General features: G+C 67.8%; 18 protein-coding genes. 9 read left to right on the forward strand and 9 right to left on the reverse strand.

Annotation, left to right across the window (positions count from 1 at the left end; translation table 11 throughout):
- Positions 1–153: 153 nt before the first annotated feature.
- The 3 genes from R1L06_RS16035 to coaBC are packed head-to-tail and all read right to left on the reverse strand — an operon-like array spanning position 154 to position 4244.
- Complete coding sequence (locus tag R1L06_RS16035) at positions 154–2499, reverse strand: phosphomannomutase/phosphoglucomutase (protein WP_317218193.1); 2346 nt, start codon at positions 2497–2499, stop codon at positions 154–156.
- A gap of 12 nt (positions 2500–2511) precedes the next feature.
- Positions 2512–2985, reverse strand: coding sequence for a dUTP diphosphatase (gene dut, locus R1L06_RS16040; protein WP_317218194.1), 474 nt, complete (start codon positions 2983–2985; stop codon positions 2512–2514).
- Positions 2982–4244: a bifunctional phosphopantothenoylcysteine decarboxylase/phosphopantothenate--cysteine ligase CoaBC gene (gene coaBC, locus R1L06_RS16045; protein WP_125894864.1), complete on the reverse strand. Its 1263-nt coding sequence runs from the start codon at positions 4242–4244 to the stop codon at positions 2982–2984. Before coaBC ends, dut begins: the two co-directional genes overlap by 4 nt.
- 228 nt (positions 4245–4472) lie before the next feature.
- Between coaBC and R1L06_RS16050 the strand changes: the two genes are divergently transcribed.
- The 4 genes from R1L06_RS16050 to R1L06_RS16065 all read left to right on the forward strand — a co-directional run bounded on the left by R1L06_RS16050 (position 4473) and on the right by R1L06_RS16065 (position 8577).
- Positions 4473–5099 carry a response regulator gene (locus tag R1L06_RS16050; RefSeq protein WP_049399051.1) on the forward strand — a complete coding sequence of 209 codons (627 nt, stop codon included), beginning with the start codon at positions 4473–4475 and terminating at the stop codon, positions 5097–5099.
- Positions 5100–5169: 70 nt separating this feature from the next.
- Positions 5170–5874 carry a RadC family protein gene (gene radC, locus R1L06_RS16055; RefSeq protein WP_032130338.1) on the forward strand — a complete coding sequence of 235 codons (705 nt, stop codon included), beginning with the start codon at positions 5170–5172 and terminating at the stop codon, positions 5872–5874.
- 114 nt (positions 5875–5988) lie between these two features.
- Positions 5989–7677: an arginine--tRNA ligase gene (gene argS, locus R1L06_RS16060; RefSeq protein WP_012478915.1), complete on the forward strand. Its 1689-nt coding sequence runs from the start codon at positions 5989–5991 to the stop codon at positions 7675–7677.
- 21 nt (positions 7678–7698) lie between these two features.
- Positions 7699–8577: an SPOR domain-containing protein gene (locus tag R1L06_RS16065; RefSeq protein WP_317218195.1), complete on the forward strand. Its 879-nt coding sequence runs from the start codon at positions 7699–7701 to the stop codon at positions 8575–8577.
- Positions 8578–8695: 118 nt separating this feature from the next.
- On the opposite strand, the gene R1L06_RS16070 is transcribed toward R1L06_RS16065, so the two are convergent.
- Positions 8696–9448, reverse strand: a complete 753-nt coding sequence (locus R1L06_RS16070) for an SDR family NAD(P)-dependent oxidoreductase (protein ID WP_019337645.1) — start codon at positions 9446–9448, stop codon at positions 8696–8698.
- Positions 9449–9565: 117 nt separating this feature from the next.
- On the opposite strand from R1L06_RS16070, the gene R1L06_RS16075 reads away from it, so the two are divergent.
- Positions 9566–10033: a YehS family protein gene (locus tag R1L06_RS16075; protein ID WP_005411992.1), complete on the forward strand. Its 468-nt coding sequence runs from the start codon at positions 9566–9568 to the stop codon at positions 10031–10033.
- Here R1L06_RS16075 and R1L06_RS16080 read toward each other — a convergent pair.
- Positions 10002–10889 (reverse strand): LysR family transcriptional regulator, encoded by an 888-nt coding sequence (locus R1L06_RS16080; protein ID WP_149909351.1) that lies wholly within the window; start codon positions 10887–10889, stop codon positions 10002–10004. The two genes, R1L06_RS16075 and R1L06_RS16080, sit on opposite strands and share 32 nt — an antisense overlap.
- A gap of 143 nt (positions 10890–11032) precedes the next feature.
- Between R1L06_RS16080 and R1L06_RS16085 the strand changes: the two genes are divergently transcribed.
- Entirely contained in the window at positions 11033–12181 is a 1149-nt protein-coding gene (locus R1L06_RS16085; protein ID WP_373695430.1) for an MFS transporter, read from the forward strand.
- Here the strand turns inward: R1L06_RS16085 and R1L06_RS16090 are convergent.
- Positions 12178–12876 carry a TorF family putative porin gene (locus tag R1L06_RS16090; protein ID WP_164080609.1) on the reverse strand — a complete coding sequence of 233 codons (699 nt, stop codon included), beginning with the start codon at positions 12874–12876 and terminating at the stop codon, positions 12178–12180. The genes R1L06_RS16085 and R1L06_RS16090 overlap by 4 nt on opposite strands.
- Positions 12877–13054: 178 nt before the next feature.
- On the opposite strand from R1L06_RS16090, the gene R1L06_RS16095 reads away from it, so the two are divergent.
- The gene (locus R1L06_RS16095) at positions 13055–13444 is read left to right on the forward strand and encodes a DUF6165 family protein (protein WP_032130333.1); all 390 of its coding nucleotides are present in this window, start codon (positions 13055–13057) and stop codon (positions 13442–13444) included.
- A gap of 7 nt (positions 13445–13451) precedes the next feature.
- Here the strand turns inward: R1L06_RS16095 and R1L06_RS16100 are convergent, their stop codons facing one another.
- Together R1L06_RS16100 and R1L06_RS16105 are read right to left on the reverse strand one after the other, a co-directional pair.
- Positions 13452–14123, reverse strand: coding sequence for a response regulator transcription factor (locus R1L06_RS16100; protein ID WP_100470066.1), 672 nt, complete (start codon positions 14121–14123; stop codon positions 13452–13454).
- A 190-nt stretch (positions 14124–14313) separates the two neighbouring features.
- Positions 14314–14886: an OmpO family porin gene (locus tag R1L06_RS16105; protein WP_032130335.1), complete on the reverse strand. Its 573-nt coding sequence runs from the start codon at positions 14884–14886 to the stop codon at positions 14314–14316.
- Between the two features lie 210 nt (positions 14887–15096).
- Here R1L06_RS16105 and R1L06_RS16110 point away from each other — a divergent pair, with 210 nt between their 5' ends.
- Positions 15097–17499 (forward strand): S9 family peptidase, encoded by a 2403-nt coding sequence (locus tag R1L06_RS16110; RefSeq protein WP_317218197.1) that lies wholly within the window; start codon positions 15097–15099, stop codon positions 17497–17499.
- A 91-nt stretch (positions 17500–17590) separates the two neighbouring features.
- Positions 17591–17950 (forward strand): DUF1428 domain-containing protein, encoded by a 360-nt coding sequence (locus R1L06_RS16115; RefSeq protein ID WP_317218198.1) that lies wholly within the window; start codon positions 17591–17593, stop codon positions 17948–17950.
- Positions 17951–17965: 15 nt separating this feature from the next.
- On the opposite strand, the gene R1L06_RS16120 is transcribed toward R1L06_RS16115, so the two are convergent.
- Complete coding sequence (locus R1L06_RS16120) at positions 17966–18646, reverse strand: hypothetical protein (RefSeq protein WP_317218199.1); 681 nt, start codon at positions 18644–18646, stop codon at positions 17966–17968.
- Positions 18647–18660 lie beyond the last annotated feature (14 nt).

Genomic DNA, 18660 nt, shown 5'->3' on the forward strand with positions numbered 1-18660 from the left:
CCAAGCCTACAGGGACGTACTTGCGGCGTCCCCGCACTCCGACACCGCCCCGCCATCTCGCGGATAGCTCGCTTTTGATGTTGATGTTGATGTTGATGTTGATGTTGCTGCTGCCGTTGCTTCGGCGGGTGCCGGGCGCAGCCCGGCCCCACCTCAGAACCCCAGCGGGGTGTCGCCCAGCACCGGTTGCAGCTGGCTGCGGAACAGCGCCTGGATGCGTTCCAGCGCCGCCTCGTCATTGCCCTCGAAGCGCAGCACCAGCACTGGTGTGGTGTTGGAGGCGCGCACCAGGCCCCAGCCATCGGAGAAGTCCACGCGCAGGCCGTCGATGGTCGACAGGCGACCGCCCACATATGGGTTGTCCGGCGACTGCGCCGCCGCCACCAGCATCGCCACCAGCGCATGCGGCGTGCCTTCGGCCACCGGCACCTTCAGCTCCGGCGTGGCCACCATCTCCGGCAGCTCTGCCAGTACCTCGTCCGGAGTCTCCTCGCGCTGGGCCAGGATCTCCAGCAGGCGCGCGGCCGCATACAGGCCGTCATCGAAACCGAACCAGCGCTCCTTGAAGAAGAAGTGGCCGCTCATCTCGCCAGCCAGCTCGGCATCGGTCTCGCGCATCTTCGCCTTCATCAGCGAATGCCCGGTCTTCCACATCAGCGGGCTGCCACCATTGCGCAGCACGTGGTCGGACAGCTTGCCGGTGCACTTCACGTCGTAGATCACCATCGCGCCCGGATTGCGCATCAGCACGTCGGCGGCGAACAGCATCAGCAGGCGGTCGGCATAGATGATCTTTCCTTCGCCGGTGACCACGCCCAGGCGGTCACCGTCGCCATCGAAGGCGACGCCGAGATCGGCACCGAAGCGCTTCACCGTCTGCACCAGGTCTTCCAGGTTGGCCGGCTCGCTGGGGTCGGGATGATGGTTGGGGAAGGTACCGTCGACATCGCAGTACAGCGGGATGACTTCCGCACCGATCGCTTCCAGCAGCTGCGGCGCGAGCGCGCCGGCCACGCCGTTGCCGGCATCGGCCACGACCTTCAACGGGCGGTCCAGCTGCACGTCGTCGGCGATGCGCTGGATGTAGTCGGCACTGACATCGCGCTGCTGGTAATCGCCCGGCTCGGCGGCCTGTACCAGGCGGCCTTCGACGATGCGCTGGTACAGATCGGTGATGGCATCACCGGACAACGTCTCGCCGCCGATGACCACCTTGAAACCGTTGTACTCGGGCGGGTTATGGCTGCCGGTGACCGCCACGCAGGTGCCGGTACGCAGATGGAAGGCGGCGTAGTACACGACCGGGGTCGGTGCCAGGCCGATGTCGATCACCGCACAACCGGCGCGCCTCAGGCCCTCGGCCAACCCTGCGGCCAGTTCCGGGCCGGACAGGCGGCCGTCGCGGCCGATCACCACCTCGCGCAGGCCCTGCTCCAGGGCCACGGTGCCGATGGCCTGGCCGATCAGCGCCGCCGTTTTCGGCATCAGTTCACTGCCAACCACGCCGCGGATGTCGTAGGCGCGGAAGATACCGGCCGCCAGTTCCTCGACCGGAACCGGTGGCGGGGGCGGCGGTGCACTTTCAGTTGTGCTGGCCTCGGCCACCGGCGGCGGCGCCATCTGCAGGCTCTCGCTCAGGGTCGGGCCATGATCGGCTTCCGCCACGGTCGCCCGACGCGGCAGCGGCAGCGACTTCGGCAGGCGGCCGCGACCGACCACCAGCAGCACGGCGATGAACGCCAGCAGCAGCGCAACGATGGCGCTGGCCAGCGAACCCAGGCCCAGCGGACCAGGTTCGACATTGGGTACCGCGGCCACCAGCCGCAACGGCGTCCCCGAAATCGGCCGCGCCAATGCTTCGGCGCTTTCGGCCAGGCCGGCATCGCCCTGGGCGACGAGGTCATGCGCGCCCTGGCGCAGGCCAAGGAAACCGGCCGATGGCGCACTCACCTGGTCCAGCGGCGAGGTCAGCCGCAGCAATGGCTGGCGCACGTAGAGCACCGCCGGGCCGAGACTGCCCAGTTGAACCGGCGCTGCCAGGCCCAGGCGATTGCCACCGCCATCGCGGACCACGCGCAGGCTGGGCTTGCCTTCGGCCAATGCCGCTTCCAGCAGCGCCAATCGGGCATAGCCAAAGGCGGCCGGGTCGGCGTAGGCGTTGGCCAGATCGGCAGTCAGCACGTCAGCCTGCTCCACGCCGGTCCAGCTCTCGCGCACGGCCAGCGCCGCTGCCGCGGCATCACCGGCCTGCAACGCCTGCTGCACGCGTTCGTTCTTCAGCTGCTGCTGCAGCTGCTTCAGCTGGCCGGCGGCCGCGTCCTGCAGGCCCTGCACGGCCTGGTCACGTGCTTCTTCCAGCGCCTGGCCGTTGGCCTCCTGACGCCATTGCTGCACCGCGCTCCATCCGAACCAGCCGGCCAGCAGGATCAGCAGCACCCCCAGTAGTGGTGCACTGCGACCCAACGACCGTCCCCGCTGTCCTTCCCCGATGCCGCTCATCGATGTCCCCCGTCAACGCACCCCGGTATGGCCGAATCCACCCGTTCCCCGCACGCTGTCGGTGAAAGTATCCACCACCTGCAGGTTGACGCGGGCAATCGGCACGATCACCAGCTGCGCGATGCGATCGCCCGGCTCGATGGTGAAGGCCTCGCGGCCACGGTTCCAGACGCTGATCAGCAGCGGGCCCTGGTAATCGGCGTCGATCAGGCCGGTGCCATTGCCGAGCACGATGCCGTGGCGATGGCCCAGCCCCGAGCGCGGCAGGATCACCGCGCACAGGTTCGGGTCGGCAATGTGGATGGCCAGGCCGCTGGGCACCAGCGCGGTGTCACCCGGCTGCAGGGTCAGCGCGGTATCCAGCGCCGCGCGCAGGTCCATGCCGGCGCTGGCTTCGGTGGCGTAGGCCGGCAGCGGCCAGCTGTCGCCGAAGCGCGGATCGAGCAGCTTGACCTGCAGCGGTTGGGAAGTGAAAGCCTGGGTCATGCCTGGAGTCTCCGCGCGATCAGCGCCAGCAGTTGTTCGGCCAGCTCACGCTTGGAGGTGGCCGGGAATACCTGTTCACCGTCCTGCCAGAAGGCCGTGGCGGCATTGTTGTCGCTCTCGAAACCGCCGCCGCTGATGCCGACCTGGTTGGCGATCACCAGGTCCAGGCGCTTGTCGACCAGCTTGCCACGCGCGTATTTCTCCACGTCGTGGGTTTCGGCGGCAAAGCCGACCACCAGCTTCAGCGACTGCGTCTGCGCAGCCACCTCGGCAAGGATGTCCGGCGTGCGCACCAGCTCGATCACCAGCGACTGGCTGTCGGCGGTCTTCTTCAGCTTCTGCGGCGCGACCTGGCGCGGCGTGTAGTCGGACACTGCAGCGGCACCGATATAGATGTCGGCCGGCAGCGACTTCAGCACGGCATCGCGCATCTGCGCAGCCGAGCGCACGTCGACGCGCTGCACGCCGAGCGGCGTCGGCAGCTGTACCGGGCCGCTGACCAGCACCACCTGTGCGCCCATCGCGGCGGCGGCCGCGGCCAGGGCAAAGCCCATCTTGCCGCTGCTGCGGTTGCCGACATAGCGCACCGGATCGATGTCTTCATAGGTCGGGCCGGCGCTGATCAGCAGGCGCAGGCCCTGCAGCGCGCGGGTTTCCGGCGCGGCAACGGCCGCGGCGCTGCTGCCATTGGCGGCCAGCGCGGCCACGATGTCGCCCGGTTCGGCCAGACGCCCCGGACCGGACTCGCCTTCGGCCAGCGGGCCGTCGACCGGGCCGATCACCTGCGCGCCGCGCTGGCGCAGCAGGGCGATGTTGGCCTGGGTGGCCGGGTGCAGCCACATGCGATGGTTCATCGCCGGGCAGATCGTCAACGGCGCGGTACTGGCCAGGCACAGCGTGCTGACCAGGTCATCGGCATGGCCCTGGGCCAGCCGGGCCAGCAGATCGGCGGTTCCCGGGGCAACCACGATGCGGTCGGCCCAGCGCGCCAGCTCGATGTGGCCCATGGCCTGTTCGGCGGCGCTGTCCCACAGCGTGGTGCGGGTGGGCTGCCCGGACAGGGCCTGGAAACTGAGCGGAGTGACGAACTGCTGGGCACCGGCGGTCATCGCCACCTGCACCTGGGCACCGGCGTCGCGCAGGCGCCGCACCAGTTCCAGGGCCTTGTAGGCCGCGATCCCGCCTCCGACGCACAACAGCAGTTTCTGACCTTCCAGCGCGCGGGCCTGCGCGGGGGAAGCGTTGGGGGAGTCAGCCACCTGGAATTCCTGTGCAAACGAGGGCGCTAGCTTACCCGATGGTCGGTAATGTCCCGGTGCAGGGTGCACATAGCGGACAGCTATCAGTAGATGGAGCGCGCTGCGCCTGACCCTGGGTCAGCCGGGCATCGGTTTCGGACCTTTCCTATACCTCTACGGGTCTGCGCTTTTGCAGAATCAGGCATTGGCTGCCGTCTGCCGTGGCCTGTTCGACCTTCGAGGAGCCTCGTGCATCCACGCATCATCATTGCCGACGACCATCCCGTGGTCCTGCATGGCATCCGTATCGTGCTGCAGACCCACCTGATGGACATCGTCGGCAGTGCACGTGACGGCGCCCAGCTGCTGGAGCTGGTGGACCACCACGACTGCGATGCGGTGCTGACCGACCTGTCGATGCCGGGTGACGGCCCGGACGGTCCAGAGCTGATCGACGCGCTGCGCGTGCGTCACCCCAGGCTGCCGGTGGTGGTGCTGACCGGCGCCCGCCATCCCGGGCTGCTGGACGGACTGCTGCGCGAGGGCATCAGTGGGCTGGTCGACAAATGCGCCGATTTCGCCGAACTGCCGCAGGCACTGAACGCCGCACTGGCCGGGCAGGTCTTCGTCTCCCAGCAGCTGCGCCACCACCTGCAGGCGCGCGACCTGCTGTTTCCACGCGAACCGTCGCCGCTGTCGGCGCGGGAACAGGAAGTGCTGGATCTGCTGGCGACCGGGCTCAGCGTGAATGCCGTCGCCGAACGCTGCGGGCGCAGCCCGAAGACCATCAGCCGGCAGAAGGCCGAAGCCAAGCGCAAGCTGGGCCTGCAGAACAACCAGGAACTGTTCGACTATCTGCAGACCCGACGCGGGTGAGGCATCGTCCGACCCGGTGCTGCGGTATGCACCGATGGGAGCCGTCACGCAGGCTGGCGATGATGCAGGCATGCCCATCCATGACTGGCCCGAACAGGAACGCCCCCGCGAGAAGCTGATCGCGCGCGGGCCCACGGCACTTTCCGACGCCGAACTGCTGGCCCTGTTTCTCGGCTCCGGGTTCGGTGGCCGCGATGCCGTGCAGACCGCGCGCGACCTGCTGCAGGCGCACGGCCCGTTGCGGGTGCTGCTGGACCGCCCCGCGCGTGACCTGGCCCGCCTGCCCGGGCTCGGCCCGGCGCGCAGCTGTACGCTGGCTGCCGGGCTGGAACTGGCCCACCGCTACCTGGCTGCCGAGCTGGAACACGGCGAAGCGGTCGGCAACAACCCGGCCGCGGTCGGCCGCTATCTGCAGCACCGCCTGCGCGGGCAGGCCCGGGAGATCTTCATGGCCCTGTTCCTGGACAACCGGCACCGCCTGATCGCCTGCGAGGAGCTGTTCCACGGCACCATCAACGCCGCACCGGTCTACCCCCGCGAAGTGGTGCGGCGCGCCCTGCTGCACAACGCGGCGGCGGTGATCCTCAGCCACAACCACCCTTCCGGCGACCCGGAACCCTCCAGCGCCGATACCCGCATCACCGACGAACTGCAGCAGGCACTGGCGATGGTGGACGTGCGCCTGCTGGACCACTTCGTGGTCGGTGAGGGCCGCCCCGTTTCGTTTGCTGAACGAGGCCTGCTGTCGCCGCCCCAGCCCCGCCTGTTCGGCTGAGCGCCCGCCCTGCGTGGGCAGCCGGGCGGCGTCATCGGCAGGTTCCGGTCAGCGTGGCCGCTGGTATCTGCGCTAAAATGGGCGATTCCGCCGCTCATTCTCACAGCAGGCCTCGTGAAAAATCTCCTCCGCGCCCTGATCAGCCAAGGCATCGAAGCCTTGCGCGCCAATGGCACCCTGCCCGCCGACTCCCTGCCGCCGGACTTCGTGGTCGAGCGCCCGAAGACCCGTGACCACGGCGACTTCGCCACCAATGCCGCGATGCTGCTGGCCAAGGCCGCGCGCAGCAATCCGCGCGCACTGGCACAGGCGCTGGTCGAGGCACTGCCGCGCAGCGAGGACGTCAGCAAGGTCGAGATCGCCGGCCCCGGCTTCATCAATTTCCACCTGGCGCCGGCCGCGTACCAGCGTGAAGCCGCGTCGGTCATCAAGGAAGCCCACGACTACGGCCGCAACCTGTCCGGCAATGGCCGCACGGTGGGTGTGGAGTACGTGTCGGCCAACCCGACCGGCCCGCTGCATGTCGGCCATGGCCGCGCGGCGGCGATCGGCGACTGCGTGGCGCGTGTGCTCGACGCCAACGGCTGGAACGCCAAGCGTGAGTTCTACTACAACGACGCCGGCGTGCAGATCGAGAACCTGGCGCTGTCCACCCAGGCGCGGATCAAGGGCATCGCGCCGGACCAGGATGGCTGGCCGGAAGGTGGCTACCGCGGTGAATACATCGCCGACGTCGCCCGCGCCTACATGGCCGGCGCCAGCGTCGATCTGGAAGGCAGCACCGTGGTCGGTGCCAAGGACCCGGACGACATGCAGGCGATCCGCCGCTTCGCCGTGGCCTACCTGCGCAACGAGCAGAATCTGGACCTGGCCGCGTTCGGCGTCGACTTCGACATCTACTTCCTGGAAAGCTCGCTGTACGCCGATGGCAAGGTGGCCGAAGCGGTGGCCAAGCTGCAGGCGTCGGGTCATACCTATGAAGAAGGTGGCGCGCTGTGGCTGCGCAGCACCGACTTCGGTGACGACAAGGACCGCGTGATGCGCAAGTCCGACGGCACCTTCACCTACTTCGTGCCGGACGTGGCCTACCACCTGTCCAAGTGGCAGCGCGGCTACGAGCGCGCGATCACCGAGCTCGGCGCCGATCACCATGGTTCGCTGGCACGCGTGCGCGCCGGCCTGCAGGCGATGGAAGTGGGCATCCCGCAGGGCTGGCCGGAGTACGTGCTGCACCAGATGGTCACCGTCATGCGTGGCGGCGAGGAAGTGAAGCTGTCCAAGCGTGCCGGCAGCTACTTCACCCTGCGCGACCTGATCGAGGAGGCCGGCCGCGATGCCACCCGCTGGTTCCTGATCGCGCGCAAGCCCGATTCGCAGCTGACCTTCGACATCGACCTGGCCCGCCAGCAGAGCAACGACAACCCGGTGTTCTACGTGCAGTACGCGCACGCCCGGGTCTGCAGCCTGCTGCGCCAGGCACAGGAGAAGGGCCTGGTGTACGAACAGGGCAATGGCCTGGCCAACCTCGGCCGCCTGGCCGACGACGCCTCGCTGCTGCTGATGAACGAGATCTCGCGGTACCCGGAAGTGGTGGAGGCGGCCGGCGTGGCGCTGGAACCGCATCTGGTGGCGCAGTACCTGCGTGAATTGGCGCACGCGTTCCACACGTGGTATCACGGGACGCCGGTGCTGGTGGAAGACGCTGCGGATCGCAACGCCAAGCTGACCCTGGCCTGCGCCGCGCGCCAGGTGCTGGCCAACGGCCTCGAACTCCTGGGCGTCAGCGCCCCGGAAAAAATGTAAGCATCAGGAGACGCAGTACACATGGCAGCACGACGCGGCAAAAACCAGGCACGACGCAACAGCAGCAGCCAGGGCACACCCGGATGGGTGTGGCTGGTCGCTGGCGTGGCGATTGCGGCCGTGGTGTTCCTGGCGGCGCCGAACCTGTTCAAGGGCGAAGGCGATGGCTTCCTGCGCGCCGGTCCGCAGCCGAACCCGAACGCGCAGCCTGCCCCGGTCGCTGATGCCGACAGCGATGTCGGCACCCAGCCGGCCGCGCAGCCGGCCACGCCGAAGCCGGCCGAACCGGAAAAGCCGGCCGCCACCCAGTACGACTTCTACACCCTGCTGCCGGGCAAGGAAGTTGAAATGTCCGACGCCGAGCTGGCTGCCAGCGCGCGTGCAGAAGACCAGCGCCGGGCCAAGGCTGAAGCGCAGCGCGCGCAGGCGGCACTGGAAGGCAAGCCGGTTCCGCCGCCAGCGGCTACCGCCAGCGTGGCCAGCACCGCGCCGGTGACCGCCACCAGCCGTCCGCTGCCGGCACCGCTGAGCGAACGACCGGCTGCGGCAACGCCTCCGGCCAGCACGCCGACGGCGTCGACCAGCACCGCCGCCGCCACTCCGGCAGCGCGTGCGGAAACCGCGCCGACCGCGGCCACTACCGCTGCGGCACCGGCTGCCGCCGACAATGCCCGCTACATCCTGCAGGCAGGTGCGTTCGGTGCCTCCGGCGATGCCGAAGCGACCAAGGCCAAGCTGGCGATGATGGGCCTGGCGGCACGCGTGGAATCGGCGCAGATCAACGGCAAGACCGTGTACCGCGTGCGCATGGGGCCGTATGGCAGTGCAGGTGAACTGTCTGAAGCCAAGCAGAAGCTGGATGGCACCGGCCTGCAGGCGATGGCGATCAAGGCACAGTGAGTCTGCCGAAGTGAATGAAAAAGCCGGGCACAGCCCGGCTTTTTTTTGTCTGTGTAGAGTCGAGCTTGCTCGACTGCCGTTCAAAGCAGTCGAGCAAGCTCGACTCTACAGACGGCGGTCAGCCTTCGCGGGCGACCTGGAAACCGGCGAAGGACTGGCTGACCGGCATCAGTTCCAGGCGATTGATGTTCAGGTGCGGCGGCAGGCTGGCCACCCAGAAGATCTGTTCGGCGATGTCTTCGGCGGTCATCGGGTTGGCGCCGGTATAGAGCTTGTCCGACGCCGCCTGGTCGCCATGGGTACGCACCACGGTGAACTCGGTTTCGGCCATGCCCGGCTCGATCGTGGTCACGCGCACGCCGGTGCCGTGCAGGTCCGAACGCAGGCCGAGCGAGAACTGGCTGACGAAAGCCTTGGTGCCACCGTAGGCATTGCCGCCCGGGTACGGGTAGACGCCGGCCACCGACGAAATGTTGATGATCGCGCCCTTGCGCTCCACCAGCTGCGGCAGCAGGCGGTGGGTCAGGGTCACCAGCGCGGTGATGTTGGTGTCGATCATCGTGGTCCAGTCCGACAGCTTGGCGCTCTGTGCCGGCGCGGTGCCCTGCGCCAGGCCGGCGTTGTTGACCAGCAGATCGATCTCGCCGAAGGCCGGCGGCAGTGCCAGCAGCGCCGCTTCCATCGCCACCGGATCGCGGATGTCGAAGGCGGCGGCATGCACCACGTCCTTGCCGTAGCGCTCGACCAGCGGCTGCAGGCGTTCGCCGCGGCGGCCGGTGGCGATCACCTTCCAGCCCGCCTGGGCGAAGCGGTGGACGGCGGCGGCGCCGAAGCCGGACGTGGCGCCGGTAATCAGGACAGTGCGGGTCATCAGGCAACTCCAGGGGGAAAAACCAGACCCCCATTCTGGCACCGTCGGCCGGGGGTTGCGTTGCCTGATCGGCCAGATCCGGCCCCACCTGTCGGGGTGACCGGTACAATTGGGCCCATGATCAACAACGATGTCCTGCGCAGCGTGCGCTACTCCCTGGACCTGGGCGACCACCACGTGGTGACCCTGTGCCAGATGGCCGACCCGGCCTTCGCCGTGGATCCCGAACAGGTGAAGGCCTGGCTGCGCCGCGAAGACGAAGCCGGTTTCGAGGCGATGAGCGACAGCGCGCTGGCGCACTTCCTCGACGGCCTGATCGTGCACCTGCGCGGTCGCGACGAAAGCCAGCCGCAGCGTGCGGTGGAAACCCGCATCGACAACAACCTGGTGCTGAAGAAGCTGCGCGTCGCCTTCCAGCTGCGCGACGTCGATCTGATGGAGATCTTCGCCAGCGCCGGCTTCAACGTTTCCAAGTCGGAAGTGGGCGCCTTGTTCCGCCAGCCCGGGCACACCAACTACCGGCGCTGCCTGGACCAGATGCTGCGCAATTTCCTCAAGGGCCTGAGCCTGCGCCTGCGCGGCTGAGCACGGCCTCGACGAACGCCCGCGCCGCCGGTGTCGGCAGTCGCTGCCAGACCAGGTGCACGCGGCGGGTCGGGGTCGGCTGCAGCGGAATCTGTACCACCCCCTGGAACCCGTCGGCGATCAACGCTGGCACGATGCCAACCGCCAGCCCATGGCGGACGAAGCGCTCGATCAGTTCCATCAGATTGACCTCGAAGCGCACCGTGTGCGGCAGGCCAGCGGCAGCGAAGGCATCGTCGGTCTGCCGCCGCGCACCGGTGCCGCGCGGAAAGTCGACCAGCGCCTCGTCCTGCAGTTCGGTCAATGGCAGCCGCTTGCGGCGGGCCAAGCGGTGCGACGGCGCCAGCACCGCCACCAGGTCTTCTTCCTGCAGCATCTGGTGGCAGACCCCGTCCAGCCCTGCCGACGGCGCCAATCCGACCAGCGCCACGTCCAGCTCTCGCGACTGCACCTGCGCGATCAGGTCCTCGCTCTTGTCGACCCGCAGCTGGAACTCCACCTGCGGGTGCGCCTGCTGGAAGGCCGCCAGCATCGCCACCACATCGATGTCGGTCAGCGAGGAGATCTGCCCGATCGCCAGCAGGCCACGCACCTCGCCAGTGACGGCGGCCACGTCGGCGCGCAGGTGGCGCAGGCTGGCCAGCACCTGGCGTGCATGCACCAGCAGCGCCTCGCCGGCGGCGGTGGCCCGCACCTGCCGCGGCAGGCGCTCGAACAGGGGCGTACCCAGTTCCTGCTCCAGGTAGGCAATCTGGTGGCTCAACGCGGACTGCACCACATGGCAGCGTTCTGCGGCGCGGGTGAAATTGCCCTCTTCGGCCAGGGCGACGGCAAACTCGAGCTGTTTGAGATTCATCCAACTATCTCGTTTCCAGATGGCATGAATGATGATGATTCATTTCCATCATGGCCGCAGCAGGCGGACACTGTGCATCCCGCTTTGTGGAATACCGCGTGAGTCCGTCCCTCCCCCCTCTGCACCGCTGGCAGGTGCTGCTGATGTCGGTGGCTACCGGCGTGGCCGTGGCCAGCAACTACTATGCGCAGCCACTGCTGCACACCATCGCCGATGCCTTCGGCGTGCCGTTCGGCCAGGTCGGCATGGTGGTCACTGCCGCACAGCTGAGCTATGCCGCCGGACTGATCCTGCTGGTGCCGCTGGGAGACCTGTTCGAACGCCGCCGCCTGATCGTAGTGATGAGCCTGTTGTCGGCAGGCGGGCTGGTGATCAGTGCCTGTGCACCATCGCTGGCCTGGTTGCTGGTCGGCACCGCGATCACCGGCCTGTTCTCGGTGGTGGCGCAGGTACTGGTGCCGTTTGCGGCCACGCTGGCCGCGCCGGAACATCGTGGCCGCGTGGTCGGCACATTGATGAGTGGCCTGCTGCTGGGCATCCTGCTGGCGCGCACCGTGGCCGGCCTGCTTTCCAGCCTGGGCGACTGGCGCCTGGTGTATGCGATCGCCGCCGGCACCCTGGTGCTGACCGCGCTGGCGCTGCAGCGCGGCCTGCCGCGATTCCACCACAGCGCCGGCCTCGGCTATTTCGCATTGCTGCGCTCGATCGGCGTGCTGTTCGTGCAGGAGCCGGTGCTGCGCCAGCGCACCCTGCTGGGCGCCTGCAGCTTCGCCATGTTCGCGATCTTCTGGACGCCGTTGGCGTTCCTGCTGGCACAACCGCCCTACGCCTACAGCGATGCCACCATCGGCCTGTTCGGGCTGGTCGGCGCCGCCGGTACGCTGGCGGCCGGCCTGGCCGGGCGCATGTCCGATCGTGGCCTGACCGGGCATGCCACTGCCATCGCACTGATGCTGTTGCTGCTGTCGTGGCTGCCGTTGGGGCTGTCGGCACACTCGCTGCTGGCGCTGCTGGTCGGCGTGGTGGTGCTGGACCTGGCCGCGCAGCTGCTGCACGTGAGTAATCAGAACCTGATCTATGCACTGCAACCGGCAGCGCGCAACCGCCTCAATGCCGGCTACATGACCGGCTACTTCATCGGCGGTTCGCTGGGTTCGCTGCTGTCGGCGCAGGTCTACCAGCGCTTCGGCTGGACCGGCGTCTGCGTGGCCGGTGCTGCGGTGGCCATGCTGGCCCTGCTGCTGTGGCTGCCCGGCGCACTGCGCGCGCGCCAGGCTTCGGTGACTGACTAGAAGCTGCCCTGCAGCGCCAGCTCCCAGCGTCCGCCGGCATTGTCCGGAAACAGCCGCTTCGCTGCGTTGTCGGTGTCATGCACGGTGGCGCGCAGTTCCCATGCCGGGGTCAGCGAGGCGATGGCACTGAGCTGGCCATGCAGGTAATCAGGCCCCTGTGCGGTGGCCAGCCAATACTGGCCCACCGCCGCTTCGAGGCGGAACCGCTCGTGCAGCGGCACCCGCACACCCAGCTGGGCGTAGGTGCCGCGATGGCCGCCCGCCAGCGCGTCGTTGGAATGCGCCAGCTGCAGCCAGGCGCGCTGCTTCCAGGTCACGGTGGTATTGAGCTCGGTCCAGTCCAGCGCGCGGCCGGTGCCCGGGTACACGTAGCGGGTCAGGTTGGCATCCAGTGCCCAGTCCGGTGCCAGTGCACCACTCCAACCGGCCACCAGGTCGAACTCGCTGCGCGCGCCGTTGTCCGGCTTGAACGATACGTTGGACCCCCACACGCTGGCGTACCAGCCCGATGGGATCGAGACCTTCGCGCCGGCCTGCACCGCCGGGTCGCCGTCGCTCTGCGAGCTGCCGCGCCACACGTAATCGCTGGTCAATGCGGCACTGCCACTCACCTGCACCTGCGCCTGGGCGGTGCCGATGCCGAGCAGCCCTGCCAGAGCGGCCACCACTGCCGCCATCATCCCCTTGCTGTTCACTGCACTGTGTTCCTCGTCGAAGGCGGTCACGCCGCCGGGACCGCAGTGTCGAGGCGGTGGCCGTAACGGATCGAGGGTGCTGCCGGGCCCGTGGCGCAAATTCGGCGTAAATCCCGCGGACCGGGGCCACATGCCAGCAGCGCGGTATCATGGCGCCCTGTTTCCAGGAACCAACCGCGTGGACGCCATCCTGACTCCGGTATCGATCGGCGAGCTGATCGACAAGATCACCATTCTCGAGATCAAGGCCGAGCGCATCGACGATGCCGCCAAGCTGAGCAACGTGCGCACCGAGCTGGACGGCCTGCTGCCGTTGCTGCAGCTGCAGCTGCAGGCTCAGCCGGCGCTGGCCGTGCTGAAGCAGCAGCTGAAGGCGATCAACGAGCGCATGTGGGACATCCAGGACCAGCTGCGCGACAAGGAAGCGGCCCAGGTGTTCGACGATGCCTTCATCCAGTTGGCGCGTGGTGTCTATGGCACCAATGGCGAGCGCGTGCAGGTGAAGAACGAGATCAACCGCGTGGCCGGTTCGGCCCTGGTGGAAGAAAAGCAGTACCAGGGCGAGTAACGCCACCTCAATCAGCGTCGATCAGATGGCGGAAGCGGAACAGCTCGCCATCGTTGCGGATGCCCAGCTTGCGGTACGCCGCTCGCTTCTGCGTGCTGATGGTGCTGGCTGCACGCCCACTGCGGCGTGCCATCTCGCCGGTGCTGCAACCACGCAGCACCCACTGCAGGACGGTGCGCTCGCGGGTACTCAACCGTGGTGAACGCATGGACTGCTGGCGCTGCCGACGGGACTGGTTCAACTGTGCACGCAGATCCGGCGGCACGAAGCGCCCGCCACGGGCAACCACGCTCACTGCCCGCAGCAGCATCTGCGGCGCGCAGGCCTTGGACAGGAATCCGCGCGCACCGGCCTGCAAGGCCAAGGACACGACACCCGCGTTGCAGTGTGCGGTCAGCACCAGGATCGGCACTGCCGGCCAGTGGCGTGATAGGTGCCGCAGCAGTTCCAGGCCTTCGCCGCTGTCACCGATCGGCAAGGCGTCGACCAGCAGCAGATCGATCGCGGCCGCCTGCTGCTGCAGGCGCTGCAGCAGATCACCGCTGCGGCCGTAGCTTCCATCGACCTGCAGGCCCGCCTGCCGGGCCAGGACTTCCTGCACGCCATGCCGCAACAGCGGGTGTGGATCCAGCAACAAGAGGCGGCAGGGAGAATCGCGGGGCGACGGAAACGTGGGCATCGTTGCATTCCTGCAGAACAGGCCACTCACCCTAGGGCGCAGCCGACGCCTGCGGAATCCAATTCGTTGCAATGCCGCCCTTCCGCCGCGACACGGTCAGGTAGCGTTTGCCCAGCCGGAAACGCAACAGGCCCGGCATGGGCCGGGCCTGTCGAGGCATCTTCGGCGCGCAGGCGCGCCGAGGAAGCAATTACCAGCTGAAGCGCGGGCCGACGGTGTATTCCTTGTCGCCGTCGCGGTTCATCTTCAGCTCGCCGTTCAGGCCCCAGTTCTGGTTCAGCTTGACCTGACCACCCAGGCGGCCGTACCACTGGCCTTCCGGATTGATGCCGTGCTTCTTCGAGAAATCTTCGTAGCCGACCATGCCGTAGACTTCGGCGTGGGCACCGAAGGCGGTGCGGATACCGGCTTCAGCGCTGTAGCCATTGAAGTCCAGGCCGTGCTTCTGGTCGCGCTTCTGGTAGGCAACGCGGGCAACGAAGTCGGTGGTCGGGGCGATTTCAACGTTGTAGCCGGCGCCGATCTTCCACTGGTCCAGCTTGATGTTGGTGTGGTCGATTTCCTGGCGGCTGTACTCACCGAAAGCGTGGAAGTTCGGCAGGAAGCCGTACGAACCCTTCACGCCCCAGCCGTCGGCCTTGAACGCGTCGATGTCGGTCTTGGCGTAGTCGGCTTCGGCGTAGTTGTACGACAGGTTCTCAGCAGCCGAGGCGGTGAACGGCAGGGCAGCGGCCAGGGCCAGAGCAATCAGCGAATTCTTCATGGGGGTACACCTTTACTTTCTTATGGTGTGCAGCAGCGCCAGGGCGCCATCGCATCGGGAATGTAAATTCTCCGTTATTCGCCACAACGCTCCCTGAAAACAGCGGTCTTCGCATTGCTGAATTTTTTGCCTTGATTCAGGCTGTCTCTGGCATACGCGCGCGGCGCGCGTGCATTTGTGATTCGTCGTCGATTGCAACAGGAGGTTGCCTTGTACGTTTCCGATCCGCCGCTGGTGCCTGTTCGCGCCGCGCTCCTGGCATGCGCTGCCCTGTTTCCGACCCACGCTGCGCACGCACTGCAGGCCGCTGACTACCAGCGCGCCGAACGCGTGCATGACAGTCACCTTCGCGGTGCGCTGCGCAATGCTTCGGTGCTGCCCCACTGGCTGGCCGATGGGCGCTTCTGGTACGAACGCGAAACCACGCAGGGCCGGCGCCAGGCGGTACTGGTCGATCCAGTCCAGGCCACACGCCAGATCCTGTTCGAACCCGATGCGCTGGACGCTGCGGTTGCACCTCTCGGTGCCAGAGGACCACGCCTGCGCTTGAGCAGTGTGCAGGTACTGGATGAAGGCCTGCGCCTGCAGTTCAACGGCGAGGCGGCGATCAGCTGTCAATGGCCACGCCTGCAGTGCGTGCGTTCGCAGGATGCAGCGCCAGCGACCGATGCACTGCCATCGCCCGGCGGTGATGCCTGGCTGCAGGTACGCGATCACAACCTGTGGCTGCAGTCGCCCGGAATGGCAGCACGAGCGCTGACCAGCGGCGGTGAACCCAATCATGGCTTTGGCGTGCTGCCGGACTTCACCCTGCGCGGCATTCCACGCCGCCAGGGCCGGATGTCGACGCGGCCGTTCGCGGTCGGCTGGTCACCGGACGGTCGCTACGTGGCCGGCATCCGCTACGACGAACGCGCGCTGCAGGACTACCCCTATCTGGAAAGCAGCCCGGCCAACAGCGCGCGGCCGCGCGTGCATACGGTGAAGCTGGGGGTGCTGGGTGACACCCGGCAGGTGCGCGACAGCGTGTATGTGGTCGACACCCGCAATGGCCAGCAGCATGACATCGCCTTGCCGGAAGGCTGGAACACCCTCAGCGAAGCCGGCGTACTCGGCTGGGACGGCGACCGGTTGTATGCCGTGATCGCGCACTTCGGCGCACCGCGCAGGCTGCGTCTGCTGGAGATCGATGCCAACAACGGTGCGTTGCGCACGGTTCTGGAAGAAGCCAGCGACACCCGCCTGCAGCTCAACGTGTATTCCTACAACCGGCCAGCGGTGGCCATCCTGCCCGGCCAGGACACGGCGGTGTGGTTCTCGCAGCGCGATGGCTGGGGCCATCTGTACCGGGTCCGCCTGTCCGACGGCAAGGTGCTGCGCCAGCTCACCCGCGGCCAATGGGCGGTGCGCGACCTGCTGGGCGTGGACGCTGCGGGTGGCTGGGCGTACTTCAGCGCCGGCGGCGTCGACGGTGGCGACCCCTACGTACGCGGCCTGTACCGTGTATCGCTGCAGGGGGGACCGGTCCAGCGCCTGGCCGCCGATGGCAACGACCATCTGGCCGATGCCGGCACCGGCGCGTTGTTCGGCGGGCGCGCCCCCCAGGCGCTGTCGCCTGGCGGTGGCTATCTGGTGGATACCGTTTCCCGTCTCGACCAGCCACCACGCACCGTGCTGCGGGCCAGCGATGACGGCCGTGAAGTGATGGTGCTGGAAACAGCCGATAACAGCGCGATCGTTGCTGCCGGCTGGCGCCCCCCACGGCGCGAGCGGCTGCTGGCCGCCGATGGGCGAACGCCGATCTTCGCCACCGTCTACCTGCCCCGCGACTATCGCGATGACGGCCGCTTTCCGGTGATCGACGCGATGTACGGTGGCTCCTTCGTCAGCAATGCGCCGGTGACCTACGCCGAGGCGGTGTCCGCCCTGAATCCGGTGTCACGCGCCAGCCTGACCGAACTGGGCTTCGTGGTGGTCAGCATCGACGCGCGCGGCACCGGTGGCCGCGACAAGGCGTTCCATGACAGCAGCTTCCTGCACGGGGCAGATGTGCAGCTGGATGACCATGTGGCTGCGCTGCGCCAGCTGGGCGAACGCTACCGGGGCATCGACCTGCAGCGGGTCGGCATCTACGGGCATTCGTTCGGTGGTTACAGTGCAGCGCGCGCCCTGCTGCGCTATCCGGCGTTCTACAAGGTGGGCGTGGCCTCGGCCGGCAGCCACAATTTCCAGGGCATGTACGGCGGTGCATTGCACGGCATGGACCGGCTGTTCGGTGGCGTGCTGCCGCCAACACCCCTGGCCGATGGCGTGCCGGCGCCCTTTGCCGGACTCGACAATGCAGCGTTGGCCGGCAACCTGCGTGGGCATCTGATGCTGGTCTATGGCGAACTGGACGAGAACGCGCCGCCGGCGCTGACCCTGCAACTGGCCGCCGCCCTGAACAAGGCCCAGCGCAGCTACGACCTGCTGTACCTGGCCCGGCAGGACCACGAACTGTTCCGCAACGACGCCACCTACACGCACCGCATGTGGGACTACTTCGTGCGCCACCTGGCCGGCCAGCAGCCACCGGAGACGGTGCTGGCGCCGCTGCCCGGCGGGCCGGGCTGAACAGGCGCACACAGGATGTCGATCCACGGCGCCCTGGTTCGTCGGGTACTTGAAGGCCGTGCATGCGGCACGGTCCATCCGGAGGCAGGCAATGAGCTACATCGATGGTTTCGTCCTGGCGGTGCCCACCGCCAACAAGGAGAAGTTCCTCGCCCATGCACGCACAGGGGATCCCATTTTCATCGAGTACGGCGCGCTGCGTGTGGTCGAGTGCTGGGGTGACGACGTACCGCACGGCAAAACCACCGACTTCTTCGGTGCGGTGAAAGCCACACCAGATGAGACGGTCGTGTTTTCCTGGATCGAATGGCCGGACAAGCCGACCCGCGACGCCGGCATGAAGAAGATGATGGAAGACCCGCGGTTTGATCCCGCGACGAATCCGATGCCGTTCGACGGCGCGCGGATGATCTACGGTGGGTTCGTACCGATCTACGAACTTACGCGCTGAATCCGGAGCGCGTGCTCAGCGCGCGTCCACTTCATCGCTGGCAGAGGCATGGCCGGCGCCCAGTGCGGCGCCGGCGCCGAGGCCCATCCCGCCCCCGCCCCCGCCCCCGCCACCACCGCCGCCTCCAGTGCGGCCACCCTTGGCGTCACCCTCGGCGCGGCCCTTGCCACTGGCACCGCCCGGGCGGGTCGGCCCCTGCGGCGGTATCTGCAGGTCGGTCGGAATCGGCGCCAGATCCAGCGCTTCGCGCACGAAGTCGCGCAGCGAGACCACCAGTTCGTGGAGGTGCACCGGCCGCCCCTGTGCCAGTTCGTTGGCCGCACGCGCGGCCAGCCGCACCTGCTCGTCGGTGCCCAGCAACAGGATGTCCGACAGTGCCGCTTCAACCGCATCGCGGATGCGGCGCGCGCGATCCGAGCGGGGTTCGGCGATGCCTTCGGCATTTTCGCGCTGGCGCAGGTCGCGGCGATGGCTGGGATCCACACCCAGTTCGCCAGTGAACGACCCGCCCAGGGTCTTGTAGGCCGCCATCAGCGTGCGCAGCCGTTCGTTGATCTGCCGGTTCTCGCGCTCGCGGCGCTGTTGCAGGGTCTGCATCACCAGCAGGCGGATGCCCACGCCCAGCAGGGTGATCAGGACCAGGCCGGCCAACGTGGACAGCACGCCCTGCCAGGAACTGAAGTCGATACCACGCATGCCCGGGGCTCCTG

Source organism: Stenotrophomonas mexicanensis (assembly GCF_032911605.1).
Taxonomy (GTDB): domain Bacteria; phylum Pseudomonadota; class Gammaproteobacteria; order Xanthomonadales; family Xanthomonadaceae; genus Stenotrophomonas; species Stenotrophomonas maltophilia_A.

Excerpts from the sequence above, each read along its gene's own strand:
- R1L06_RS16035 (WP_317218193.1), bottom strand. The coding sequence starts at position 2,499 with ATGAGCGGCATCGGGGAAGGACAGCGGGGACGGTCGTTGGGTCGCAGT.
- dut (WP_317218194.1), bottom strand. The coding sequence starts at position 2,985 with ATGACCCAGGCTTTCACTTCCCAACCGCTGCAGGTCAAGCTGCTCGAT.
- radC (WP_032130338.1), top strand. The coding sequence starts at position 5,170 with ATGCCCATCCATGACTGGCCCGAACAGGAACGCCCCCGCGAGAAGCTG.
- R1L06_RS16065 (WP_317218195.1), top strand. The coding sequence starts at position 7,699 with ATGGCAGCACGACGCGGCAAAAACCAGGCACGACGCAACAGCAGCAGC.
- R1L06_RS16070 (WP_019337645.1), bottom strand. The coding sequence starts at position 9,448 with ATGACCCGCACTGTCCTGATTACCGGCGCCACGTCCGGCTTCGGCGCC.
- R1L06_RS16075 (WP_005411992.1), top strand. The coding sequence starts at position 9,566 with ATGATCAACAACGATGTCCTGCGCAGCGTGCGCTACTCCCTGGACCTG.
- R1L06_RS16080 (WP_149909351.1), bottom strand. The coding sequence starts at position 10,889 with ATGAATCTCAAACAGCTCGAGTTTGCCGTCGCCCTGGCCGAAGAGGGC.
- R1L06_RS16085 (WP_373695430.1), top strand. The coding sequence starts at position 11,033 with ATGTCGGTGGCTACCGGCGTGGCCGTGGCCAGCAACTACTATGCGCAG.
- R1L06_RS16100 (WP_100470066.1), bottom strand. The coding sequence starts at position 14,123 with ATGCCCACGTTTCCGTCGCCCCGCGATTCTCCCTGCCGCCTCTTGTTG.
- R1L06_RS16105 (WP_032130335.1), bottom strand. The coding sequence starts at position 14,886 with ATGAAGAATTCGCTGATTGCTCTGGCCCTGGCCGCTGCCCTGCCGTTC.
- R1L06_RS16115 (WP_317218198.1), top strand. The coding sequence starts at position 17,591 with ATGAGCTACATCGATGGTTTCGTCCTGGCGGTGCCCACCGCCAACAAG.
- R1L06_RS16120 (WP_317218199.1), bottom strand. The coding sequence starts at position 18,646 with ATGCGTGGTATCGACTTCAGTTCCTGGCAGGGCGTGCTGTCCACGTTG.